Genomic DNA, 12,324 nt, shown 5'->3' with positions numbered 1-12,324 from the left:
AGGACCTGCCATCACAGTTGAGTAAAAGAACATGATTTAATTTTTCTAACAAGAATTTTCTTTGTAGGAAAAACCCTACAAACCACGTAGATACAAACCAATAAATCCATCAGATCTACTTGCACAGATCACAATACTTGCTAGTTTGAAAGAGCTTTGTATGAATGCCGAGGTAGAACGAAAAAAAAGGGAGAGCCCACTACTCAAAAATGCAGTTAATAGAATTACTTTTTCGCAGTAGCCATATGCGTATCATTTTAACTGTACTGTATAGCTGACTCTAATACGTGGTATCCCAGACTAAAGTCAGCTTGTCGATCAACTTCCAACATTGACCGATTTCCGCGTCGAAATATTATCTTGTTCCGATTTATGCGAAAGATCTTTTTCACTCTAGAATCTATTCGGGGTGGAGGCTAAGGACATTAAAAAGGCAGGTATTTGTTTTCACAGAGGGGTCACCTTGGGCGTTGTTTGGGGGCCAATATTCAACGCAAATCAACAAACCATGCGTTATAAACTCTATATATTTGAGTCTTTTGGCCTTAAAAACGTCAATACAAGCTCCAGAAAGGTCTACTACAAACAATGATTAGAAATGATTTCAGATAGTTAGCGTGTCCAGACCCTATTGATACTCCCCAAAGGCCATCCATTCGTCCGTACTCTGCCATCATCAAATATTCGCAGTTCAAACCCGCGGCTATAAGCAGGATCGAACTCGATGCCAGCTTTGTAGCGCTCAGAAAGAAAGTGGAATTGCTGATTTATTGATCCAGCCCAGTTTCTTGTCCGCTCAGGATTTTCCAATACAAAAGGGCCATCAACTAAAATGTCAGTGTGAATAAGTAGATCTGAAACTCCTGGCATTGGGTTCTGATTGAGATCGTCGAGGGGATATCCTGTAAAAGTCATAACAGATAGCTCAATATCTTGGCATCCGCGCGCAATTTCAGACAAACCTCTAGCCTGTAACATCGGCTCGCCACCAAGAAAAGTAACACCTTCAATGGAGTGCAAATTCTTCGCATCATTGATCCACTCCAAAACAACATCAGTACCAACAACATTGCGTGGAACGATCTCAAGCATATGAGCGTTGCAACATTCCGGGCATCTCAGCAAACAGCCCTGCACCCACAGTGCCAGACGCTTTCCAGGTCCTTCAACCTCTGTGCAATCAACCCAGTCCGCAAGATTCAACCGAGCCATAACTACCTCACCTCAAAAACAAAGGTAGCCTCGGCACCTGCCTGATGAACAACAATGCTGCGTCCTGCATAGTGTGTCGGATCATCCTCCTCCATAAACAAAAAATCGGCCAGTGGGTCAATTATCCTTTTCACAATCTCGATTAATACGCCACGCCCGCCCTTTTGGCGGTCCACACTGTTTGAGAGTGCCAAGAGGGCCTTATCTTCATCGTCAAAAGCTAGGTCAGTAATGCGATATTTCTCTTTTAGCCGATCCCGCAGAGGCTGTAATTTCGCCCGAGCGATAGAGACAAGAAAATCGTCTCCGATAATGAAATTAAACGGGACGATATTGTCACCCAGTCGACTCAGCAGTTCTGGACGCTTAGCTACTTTGACAAAGTGCTCCTTGACCTTCTCCATAAACTGCTGACGCACAGCTTCTTGATCATCCTGAAGCTCGACCTCAGACGCACCGATATTTGATGTGAAGATAATGACGGTTTCCGAGAAATGAACAGTCTCGCCCTTCCCATCAGTCAACCTTCCATCTTCAAGGATTTGGAGAAACTTATCGAGAATCCGGACATGAGCCTTCTCAATTTCGTCAAACAGCAAAACCGAAAATGGCCGCTTTATGACTGCATTGGTGAGTTGGCCGCCTTCCTCGTAACCAACATAACCAGGAGGCGCTCCAACGAGACGTTGATCGCTGTGTTCGTGGTTGAACTCGGACATATCAAAACGGATACATGCGTCCTCGTCACCAAACAAGAACTGTGCAAGTGACTTGGCTAATTCCGTCTTACCTACTCCGGTGGGCCCCACAAAAAACAATGTCCCCTTCGGCATTCTCTGTTTCTTGGAGTGCTGAAGTCCGGAGAGGCCCGTAAACGCCCTGATAATGGCTCTAGACACCTTGTCGACAGATTCATCCTGCCCTTTGACCCGTTTCTTGAGAGTGTCGCGGATTGTCGCCAACTTTGATCTACTAAGATCCTCCCAAGGACTTTTTTGCTCACCATAGCGGTACAGGTTAATAAGACGATCAAACGTGAGTGGGTCACCAGGAACCTGTCGAGAAAGACGTACAAGTTGTTGAAGATCGCGTAGAGACATACCCTCCAAGGCATCAACAAAATCGCTGAATGCCAACTCACCAGGGTTTGGCATTGCGCGGAGCGCCCATTTGTCGATGCTGCGCTTAAGAAAATGTTCCCGCTCTATCCGACTAGGTGAAGGAACTACTATTTCTTGAATAGATGGATTCGCCTGGTAGAGAGATGGAGGGATAGCGCCCAGCCTTTGACACAGCAAAACGACCAAATTTGAAGGACTCTTCAGGCTTTCTACATCGTCGGTCGGTACGGGAGCGTTGCGAATTGCCTTTGAGATGATAAGCAACCATTGCCGCTCTTGTTCCGATAGTGCATTAGCATTACCAAAAAGGTATTGCGTCCAGTCCAGAACAAATACTACCCGCTCTTTTTTTGGCCGCAACATGTGATGGTAAAGGACAGCCAGAAAATCGTCAGTATTCTGAGGGATTATACCAGCGCTTGCATCCGTCGGGATGTCACGTGGCCCGACATCATAATCATGATCAGAATCATCTTCCTGTGAAGATGAACCAAACGTAGCTTCTTGAACCATCGATTTCCACACGTCGCTAGCGATATTCTCAACGCCTGAGAACCGATCCCACACAACCACATGGTGAAATCCACGATCTTTCAATGTGCGCAACACAACATCAAGAATGGGCCGATATGTTGAACTGGCGATGTCGTAGCAGACGTCCAGAACATCCCCATGCAGGATGACCGCCCGACGGATGCCAGCCTGTCGATTCAGGTTAACTAACCAGTTGTTCTCACTATCATTAACCATGGTAACTCTCCGTTTTATCCTCATCCATTGGCTTGGAAGATTTTGAAATCTTAACAGGGTTTTGCCACAAGACCCTTTCCTCAGATAAATCGACCCCGTAAATATCCTTTAGAAGAGGAAGAACCTTGTCTATGTCGTCCTTACATTGCATTCCTTCATAGTGGTCGAATTTGTAAATCATACTGCCGTCGGCCGTAACTCGGAAAGCAGCCTCAGCCCCTGCAGGCTTGCGAGCGAGTATGACAACTTCATCAACATCACCGTCGCTCCTTTTTGGTTTCGAAACCATGAATCCGGATTTCTCCAATGAATCCATAATTGAGCGAACGACCATGCGACGACAGTCTTCATCTGCAACGGCAGTATCGACGGCCTTCGTCGCTTCGGCGATTTTGCTCTTGATGTCCTCAAGGGATGATGATCCATTGATTTGTCGCCGTACTGATTCCAGACTTTCCAACATAGCACAGAGTGCCTTAGGATTATTGCTGGCATCTGCCGTCGCATGCTCTGTGTAGAGAGCCACCAAAGACTCCGTCGCCTCTCTGGAATTCTCCTTGGACTTTTCCTTCTTCCAAATTACAGCCTTTGATTGTGATGCTTTACGTATTTCTGCAAAGCGGGATTGAATGTTCGCCTTGATCTCTGACAACTCACCTGCATCTACAATGCGCCCCTGGTAATCTGATTGAACTGCCCTGACTTGCTCATAGGCAAAATCCAATTCAATAGGGTCGTTTATCTCGGCAATCATGTTTTGAATGAATTGAGCAAGTTCGCTACTGGCATGACGCCGCATTTCAGCTATCTCTTTACGTCTCTGGATCTCACGAGACTCGAACTCTCGCTTGGCAGCCCTTGCCAATCCAGGTAAGTGACTGAGTTGGCTGCCTATTTCGAAGCTCAATTCACGAGCGCTCTCCGGGTCGGATGAAAGAAGTCTTTCAAGTCGAGCCAATTGAGTACGAAAATCGGCAAAGTCACTAGGCAAATATTGTTCAAGACCTTGATTGACCAAATCTTCAAATTTCGCGTTATACCTGTCATGGAACTTCGCTACATTACCCTGAATGCGATCCAGATATGCCTGGCGACGCATCTGTGCTTTAAGATTCCATCGATAGTGGACAGACTCGCTCATTTTTTACTCCTTTTCCCCTCGGGATTTCCCTTGGGATTTTGAGGGCGGCCGCGATGCAACTGATCATTGTGTTGCGTCTTAGGCTTTATTCTCATCTCAAACTCTCCTGCCGTCATTGCCGCAATGCCTTCAGCTTGTGCCTTCAGGGAGAGGTTGTTGTCATTAGTAATCAAGGTTGGCTTATGTGTGCGAAAGCGGACTGCGACCGACAGAATCAGGTTGTCACCTTTCATACGGTAATCCTTAGGGAGAAGCGACATCTCTCCATCGCAAAACTGAATCTGCTCTTTCTTTATCCTGCGTAGATTACGCACAACCTCGGACACACTCGGGCGAAGAGTCTCATCAAGTTTCTTGTCGTCCAGTTCATCAATAACCCGCTTGGTAACAACAAACAATTCATTAGGGCAAACACTTGCGACAATGCTCGGTTGAGCTATAAGAGCTGACGTATCAAACACATAGACTGATTGAACATTTTTAGCGAGTGCTCCGATAAGTTTGGCAGACCACCTGCCAATTTCTGTAACTTTGCTATGAATCAACTCCAAACGAGTCCCAAGTAAAATTGAATCGTAGTCCATTAGCGCTGAAGACAAAGACTCCATTTCTGTCACCCAGGAATGAGCCAAGTCGGCCAATCCGGCTTGTGGCTGGGCCTTGATTAATGCAACGTAATCATCGTCACCGACAAGCCCTTCAATACCTTCGCCTCCGACCACTTTAGAAATTTTTTCGTAGAGTTGATGCAACGATGAGATTAGACGAAAGAAACCATTATCTTCTGTCAAAAGATCATCGTCTAGTTTTTTCGGAAAGCTTTCAAGTATCGACTTTAATATCTCCTGAGTCAGCAACCGGGAAGGAAAGTTGGAGGTCCATCCAGGATATAGAAGGCGAAATGAAGCCCATATTGCTTTCAATTCATCGAGATTGAGTGGTAGCGGAACTTTTTGGATAAGTGTCTGAAGTAGAAGTGATTGGTGCTTTTCGGAATAAGGACCGTAATTCGACAGGACATGAAGGAGGCCTTCATTGGCGGACAACTCGAAGTCCTCAGAAGAATTGATACACTCGCAGAGTAAATTGAACAGTGTTTCATCCCAGGCATTACGGTTGATTGTGCCATTAACTCGTTCTGTGTCGGCTAACCCTGAATAGAACGCTGGAACAAGATCATCCAGTAGAGAGTTAGACGTCGCTAGTCGCCGAAGAAGATTCTCCATATACAGGGATTCGCCTTCCCAAAGTACAGCAGCACAGAGATCCTCTTGACTTACTTTTTGGTTAAAGATACTTGAAAGAGACCGAAGAGGATTGCTTATCAATTCATCGTCACTGCTGATCCGACCTTGATACGCTACAAGGAACTGACGCTCAATGCCTCCGTGCGTCGCTTGAATACGATGGCAACGGACTTCATGTTGATCCGTTAGACGCAGGAAACTTGGGTCAGGAGCCGGTGCCTTTACTCTCAGCTTGCAGCCGTTTCGATTCTCATTCCATTCAAAATGGATATCATCTGCATCTTTGTCATCGTGGTAGATGATGATGGCCTGTTGTGGCAGCGCTTGATCCGGGGTTGAGGGATCAGCATGATTTAAATTGGTAATAACAACTCGCGCACTCTCTGGCCAATTGAACAACACACGCTGAACCGGCAGGATATGGAAATTTTCCCAATTAAGGTTGTCGACAGCAATTTCCGGGAATAGCTCTAATTGTAAATCATGATTATCAAATACCGGTGCAATGAAGCGATCATAGGCTTTTTCACAATCAAGCGAACTGATATAGGAACTAAGGCCTTCATCTATGGAATCAATGACCAATTCCCCAGATTTCAACTCGACCGAGCTGGGAGTGTCTTTCCAATAGATCTGAACCGCCTGGGATTCAAGCTTTTCAATCTGGCTTGCGGCACTAAACCAACGATAACCTCCACCCTGAATCTTCGAGCGAATCTGGTCTTCTGGAAATACATCCTCAAAAACTGTAACATCAACTGACAACTGGGGAGGAACTGGACGATAAGCCTTGGATTGAGATTCAGGAAGTAGTCGTTGAAGGATTGGATCATAAAAGAACACCTCATCGTTCTGCATCGCCTTGGCTGGCAGCATATCTTCCGCAATCATACGATGTCCACGCTCAGTAATCTCTATGTCGCGTAAGGTCAAAGTGTTCAGTGATTCGACATCACTCAAGCAACGTATAACATCCAGGGTAATGAGTTCAGTGAGTGTGGGCGTCACTATCGGCGTAGGGTCAACTACGCAGAGGACATCAATAAAAAGACGATCTAGAGGGAGATTGTTGAAGTTGGCGTCAACTCCGAACCTATCGGCCACGGCAAGAATGACTCGCTCAAATGCAGTCGGTTTGCGAGGAGTCGCGTGAAAGACACGCGTTTCTATCCGAAGCATTGGTACACCGATGCGGATATCAGTCAATTTCATTTACTAATTCTCCCTCGGTGACGATTGTTATTTTGATTTGGACGGCCATTTGATCTTTTCGGCGAGAATCCGGCGGGAAGAAGCCTGTCGTATTCATGCGAGGAGATAATATAGTCGGAGGACCAAAGGCCACCACTTCGTTGGATCTCATCTATTATAAACCGATAGACCTCAACCTTGCGTTTGCCTGGTTTGTCTAAATGTGGCAGGAAAACAGGATATTTGCAGAAGACGTCCTTAGCTCCCACAACTACCAGCAACTCTTCTGCCCGGGAGAAGGCGACATTAATCCTTTCAAACTGAGCTGTGTTTGCCCTTTGAGACAACTTAAAAGGCGGGCTCCTTACCATGCTCACCAGAATGATAGGCCGCTCTTGCCCTTGATATCTATCCACGGTGTTAACATCCCAATCGATAGCTGAGAACCGGGTTTTGCGAACACTTTCAATACGTTTTACTGCTCTCTTGATGGCGTTTTTTTGGCCATTGTAAAATGTAACTATCCCTACCTGCTTGGGTGGTTTGTCATTCGCTCCGAACCCCTTATCCCGACAAGCCATTTCAATGTCGAACAGAGACTTGGCAATTAAGATCCATTCAAGTTCGTTGACCTTGCTGCTACCGAGCTTACTACTCTCATAGTGACGTTTTCCGTGGGGGTCGAGAGTTGAATCAATCCATGCCACATGCTGCTCAGGTACGATATACCGTTGGTCTTTTTCACCCTGCAATGTGAGGCCATGAACACGATGTCCTCGTGGGTCGGAATCTGGGTTCTTCCCGTCGGGGTCCGACAGCCCACATATAAGTCTGTTTTCATAGAACTGGTTCACGACCCGCATAATCTGCGGATGCATTCGGTACTGAGTAAAGAGGAACGACTTAAGGCTATCCGGAGCATTTTCGAAGTGCTCCTTGAAAAGGGACGACGTCACCATCTTCTTGAAACGATCGAAGTTTTCGGCCGTCAATTCGCTGTCGGAGTTCTGGTCTTCTTCGTTCGACTCCTCTTGATCAGCGATTGCTTCTTCCCAGGACCCTTCTTGCTCCTTGAAAAGTGGCGGCAGTTGCCGATGGTCACCCACCAGGATGGCCGTCCTGCCCATCATCAACGGCATAATAATTTCAGTCGGAGTTGCCTTACTCACCTCATCGACGATAACCGCGTCGAACCATGTATGGCCAGCATCTTCGAGAGTGTTTCTTCTTTCTGTGCAAGTCACACCAACCACGTTGCACGCATTGATGTAAGTAGGAAGGAAGTTATCTTGATCGCACTTGACTGTTTCAGGATCCGTCAGGTCGGATACCCATCGCTGGAGAACATCTCCCCAAGAATCTCGGAATGAACGACTCTGCTTCAGACTTTCGGCTAACGAGTCTCGATCCCGTTCTGCCATCGCACGTAAGGATTGGAGTTCACCATTATCTAGTTTCACACCAGATAAATTTTCCGAACGCTCGGAAAGAATATCGCTAAGCCTTTTTTCCTTGGCGAAAAGGTCTGAAGACAACTCCTTCTGGCGTTCCGTCAGATGGCGGAGCTGCCCCTCCAATCGCCGCATTTCATCTTTGTCGACCTCGGTTGAAGCAAGCGAATCAATGAATCGACCAAGCTCTGAGCAGACCTCCCTGCAACCATCCTCGATCTCAGCCTCTATCTCCATAAGTAATGCATATGCTGCATCAAGCGTTTCAACAACCTGGGTTCGCATACTTCCTGCATTGGTCAAGATGGAAAGTGATTTATTGTCTGGCGCGTTAAACAGGCAAACATAGATGTCCATATCCAGTCCAGAACCTTTACGTTTTACTTCTCGGATTTCTTTCTGGATAGCCTGATATTCGAACACCTTGCTGTCATCTTCTTCCATTGCCTTGAGCGTGTCTTGAAGCTTACGCTGTAATTCCGCCAGACGTATTGCCGATTCAGAAGAGAGCACAGAATCCCCTTCAGTCGCTTGGAGTCGATCACGGTCACCATTTATCTGTGACTTGAATGCGGCTACTTTACGCCAGTTCAGCAATGCTTCTACCGCAAATCGTGTTCGCTCTGAAAGTGAGCCATAATCATACTCAGACCACAGGACATTAGCTCTTATGCCGATTTCGGAAAGACGATCCAGGGGCAAAACAATTCGGTCGTAAATTACCCGCAGCAATGGCTCGGGAATAGTCCCTGCAAAAGAGGCGGCACCTTCGATGAATGACCTTAGCGCCATGACCTCTCGTTTTTGCTGATCGATGTCTCGGGCACGCTCATCCGACTCCTTAAGTCGTTTCAACTCTTTCTTGCAAACTGCACGTTGATTCGTCAGGGAGTCTGACTTCGAACGCAAAGAATCCATGTCGCCAGAAACTAAATCCACAGATTTGATCCATTTGGATACCGCCTCCAATCGCTCGTCAGCGCTGGACCACACGTCAAGAGTACGGCACTGACATGCCTCTGCGATACTTCGATAGTATGTTCCAATCGCGTTCGCTTGGTTGTAAGGATGCTCACGTTCGTTGTTTCTCTCCTTTCGACTCAGTCGAATCGCGCGGATGGCAGGGACCTGTGCCAATCTCTCTAGTACATTGTTGACAGCCAAACTAGCCTGTGAAACGAGAAGAACCTTCTTGCCGTCTCGAATAAACTGCCAGGTGGCCTCTGCGATCATCGTCGTCTTGCCGGTGCCTGGTGGTCCTTGAACCATTGCAAGATCAGGAGTACTGACCATTTTTTTGACAGCAAGCCTTTGTTCATCATTGAGACTGGTCTGACGCCAATCGTTATCGTTTATCTCCTTTAGTTTCGACGGCTCACTCGCAGCCTTGATGTCGAACAGATAAGAGGAGAGAAAGGGGGCGTGTCCGGATTGTTCCTGAAGTTGCTGCAATTCACTTCGTTGACGTTTTATCAGTATCATATCACCAACAACCGATAGCGCGAGAAACCCTGAAGAATCTACACGGCTCAAATACCGTTGCGCCGCTTCTTCAACAGTTCCTCCGCCGTTGATGATACGATCAAACTCATTCTGGGATTCTTCGGGAAGCCGAAAGTCTACATATACAAAATATGGCGTCTCCCAAGGCATTCCGTCTATATCAACATCGCCCGGACTGATTAGCTCATCCTGACCTGCGAAATCTCCCAATTCGGCCCTGCGTGGTCGTTGCTTGTCGTCGTATTCAAACTCCCAGGGGTCCTGTGAGTAGTTGAGACCATAGGCTTGCAACTCATTACTGCTAAGCGTTCGGCGCACCTGGTCGAAGTTTTCTTTTGACTCACAAACTGTCAAGAAACGGATACGACCGTCAGACAACACCTCGATGTCAAGGTACCGAAGACCGACAAGACGTGAACTAACGAGCCTCTCTCTCCAATCCAGATAATCTCGCCAACCCTGAAGTCGCTCTTTTGTTACAACCGATATCAATGGGAGTTGGGCGACGAAGTCATTAGATAAAATGTTTTCTTGTCGTTTAGAAGACGGGTACACACTCTGAGATTGGGTGAACACGAAGCCTGAAATTGATTGTTCGAACGGAAGTTTTGCAGAATGAGACAAGTCAACGATTTTTTGGACAAGAAACACAGGGTTGTCCGCATCTCTTTGATTATCCCAAAGCTTCCCAGATACTGCCAACGAAATTCCCCGTGGCAACTGCCGCTCTAGTCGCGGACCTATCATTTTGGGTCGAATCTGGAGATAAGGCTGATCAGCACGCAGGCTCAAATTACAAATGAAATATGACTGTGAGATCCCTTCGGGGAAGACGGTCTCAATAAATATGGACAGAAGATCTGCCCCGGGTGGCGCATCCTGGAAGAGTACTTTGCCATGTGCACGGCGTAATCCCTCTAATTGTGAGCGCAACCCCGGATAAGTCTTGCCATGGGGGGTCTGATTATCATCCTCGTTCTTTGCAAAATCCAGATAGATATTGCCATTGACCTGGGAGCTCTTTTCTTCAGTTGAAGACTCGCTTTCCTGACTAACATCCAAGAGACTAGGTTCATCACTGGTTGCGTTGTCGATTTCACTATCTTCACTCAAGGTCAGACTTTCTTGTTCCCGTTGTCGCTCACAAACTAAGCCAGAGCGCATCGCAACAATTGCTTCTCGGATATTTATTACTGATCCTTCGATACCATGTTCTTTCGCATCATTAATGAGCTGTTCTTCATCAATAGGGATCGCCTTGTTTAATTCATCAAGGGGTTCAGCTATGTTCAGCAGTTGTTTAGATTTTTCTTCCGACAATCTGGTGCGAAGTTGCTCAAGGGTTTCATTTGCCTCAGTCCTTTGGTTGTTGGCAATGGCGATGTTTTTTCCAGCGGCCACTATCGCTAAGCTTAGCTCATCCAGACTGGCCTTGACCATTTCAACAAGTTCATTCTTAGCGGTCTCTACGGCCAGCTCCGTAACTAGCTTGAGTTCCTGACGTTTTATTTCAAGCTGATCTTCCAGCGATCTCAAACCTGTTTTAATTGATGCTAATTCCCCCTTGCCTTCGCGGATCGTTATAGGGATGGCATCGACCATATCCTGACAAATGCTGAGTTGGTTTGTTCGTTCGGCGAGAACAGCTTCTTCTATAAATTGAGGACGACCTGTAATGATCGAGGTATGATTTTTTTTAATTCTCGTTAGCTTGGACTTAGAATTTGACCTTTGTTTCACCAGAAGGTTCTTCTTGTTTGTTAGTTCTTGAATCTCTTTTTCGTAGTTGGTAAAGAAGGACCCTCTCCAGGCAGATGACCCGAATTTGTTTAAAAGGTTCTGTTTTGAGACATTTTCCAGTTCAAGGCTACTTGCTTTCAGTTCATCAATTTTTGGACTCAATATCTTTATTTCATTTCCTGCCTTGTCGATCTGATTGGTCAGATCTTTCAGCCTGTCGCTTGCTAACTTAATTTCTCTATCTTGGTCATCGGCAGACTTTCTCCTGACTACTTCGATCGTCTCCAAATACCGTGCAGGGATATCTCCATTTTCGAAAGTTTCCAGATCTTCCCGAAAACTAATCAATTCCGCTTTTTGGGCCTGAATAGTTCCAGCAATATTTTCGATTTGTCCTTGAGCTTCTAAAATTCGACTATCAAGATCGCTAATTGCTGTCTTTACCGGTTTTGACTTTTCCTCAACAGCAATCTTTACATGGTCGATATCTTCCGGGGACAACTGACCCGACTTCAGTCCCTCAAATCGCTGCTGCTGTTGTTCACGAAGGAGTTGTAACTGTTTCGCATCCGCCTCAGCCCTGAACAGGGTGCCCTGTGCCAGTGAAACTGCATCGGACGCTTCTTCAATTTGACTCAAATGCTGTTCATCAATTTCTCGCGCTTTGTCGGAAAGACGTCTCTCCCCATAGACGAGTTCGGACTTTCGTTCTTCCAGGTCACTTAAGCGTGAAAGGAGGTTATCACAAACTTCGATTTGCGAGCCGATCCTTGTAATGGTAAACACCGCCGACTGTTCGAAGGGCTTGGCACCCTTATGGTTTAAGTCTTTGGATGTCATCTGGTTGGTTGTTTCATGATTCAACACCGTATCTCTGTTGCAAAGGGCACAGGGGCAGTTCCTGAAATCACATTCCCCCTTCCATCTCAAATAAACGAACTCAATCTAACCGACAATGCGTGTTTGTT

Annotated in this window: 5 protein-coding genes; all 5 read right to left on the bottom strand. The window is 46.4% G+C overall.

All coding sequences use genetic code 11. The features are described from left to right. Nucleotides 1-612 precede the first annotated feature (612 nt). From KKG35_03085 to KKG35_03065, 5 genes are read right to left on the bottom strand one after another with little or no spacing between them, the layout of a single operon-like run. Complete coding sequence (locus KKG35_03085; GenBank protein ID MBU1737099.1) at nucleotides 613-1,212, bottom strand: radical SAM protein; 600 nt, start codon at nucleotides 1,210-1,212, stop codon at nucleotides 613-615. Between the two features lie 2 nt (nucleotides 1,213-1,214). After that, nucleotides 1,215-3,083 (bottom strand): AAA family ATPase, encoded by a 1,869-nt coding sequence (locus KKG35_03080; protein ID MBU1737098.1) that lies wholly within the window; start codon nucleotides 3,081-3,083, stop codon nucleotides 1,215-1,217. Next, entirely contained in the window at nucleotides 3,076-4,224 is a 1,149-nt protein-coding gene (locus tag KKG35_03075; protein ID MBU1737097.1) for a hypothetical protein, read from the bottom strand. The genes KKG35_03080 and KKG35_03075 overlap by 8 nt, the downstream gene beginning before the upstream one ends. Beyond that, entirely contained in the window at nucleotides 4,221-6,683 is a 2,463-nt protein-coding gene (locus tag KKG35_03070; GenBank protein ID MBU1737096.1) for a hypothetical protein, read from the bottom strand. Before KKG35_03070 ends, KKG35_03075 begins: the two co-directional genes overlap by 4 nt. Next, entirely contained in the window at nucleotides 6,680-12,196 is a 5,517-nt protein-coding gene (locus KKG35_03065) for an AAA family ATPase (GenBank protein ID MBU1737095.1), read from the bottom strand. Before KKG35_03065 ends, KKG35_03070 begins: the two co-directional genes overlap by 4 nt. Nucleotides 12,197-12,324 lie beyond the last annotated feature (128 nt).

Source organism: Pseudomonadota bacterium (assembly GCA_018823285.1).
Classification (GTDB): Bacteria; Desulfobacterota; Desulfobulbia; order Desulfobulbales; family JAGXFP01; genus JAHJIQ01.
This window is presented reverse-complemented; position numbering and strand designations above follow the sequence as displayed.

Bases quoted from the DNA above. Each gene is read 5' to 3' on its own strand.
- KKG35_03085 (MBU1737099.1), bottom strand. From the start codon at position 1,212: ATGGCTCGGTTGAATCTTGCGGACTGGGTTGATTGCACAGAGGTTGAA.
- KKG35_03080 (MBU1737098.1), bottom strand. From the start codon at position 3,083: ATGGTTAATGATAGTGAGAACAACTGGTTAGTTAACCTGAATCGACAG.
- KKG35_03070 (MBU1737096.1), bottom strand. From the start codon at position 6,683: ATGAAATTGACTGATATCCGCATCGGTGTACCAATGCTTCGGATAGAA.
- KKG35_03075 (MBU1737097.1), bottom strand. From the start codon at position 4,224: ATGAGCGAGTCTGTCCACTATCGATGGAATCTTAAAGCACAGATGCGT.
- KKG35_03065 (MBU1737095.1), bottom strand. From the start codon at position 12,196: ATGACATCCAAAGACTTAAACCATAAGGGTGCCAAGCCCTTCGAACAG.